General features: G+C 64.8%; 1 protein-coding gene. It reads right to left on the bottom strand.

Annotated features, from left to right (window positions below; translation table 11 throughout):
• Window positions 1-256: transposase (locus BIU99_RS19515; protein ID WP_175484427.1), on the bottom strand; the 256-nt coding region annotated here is incomplete at both ends.

The following is a 256-nucleotide window of genomic DNA, read 5'->3' on the forward strand; positions in this document are numbered from 1 at the left end:
CGCCAGCTCTGTGTGGACTCGCGGACACCGTCCTCAATCGCCAAGAAGCACTTCTCGCCGCGGTCATTCACACCGATCACGACCAGGGCGCACAGCTTGGCATCCTCGGCCCGCAAACCGCTGTAGATGCCGTCCGCCCACAGGTACACCCAACGGTCCCGGTCTAATCGACATTGGCGCCAGGCGTCATACTCCTGGGCCCACTGACGTTTCAGTCGGGCGACGGTGCTGGCCGACAAGCCCTTGGCCTCCGGGC

Source organism: Plantibacter sp. MMLR14_011, from assembly GCF_001865025.1.
In the GTDB taxonomy this organism is placed as follows: domain Bacteria; phylum Actinomycetota; class Actinomycetes; order Actinomycetales; family Microbacteriaceae; genus Plantibacter; species Plantibacter flavus_A.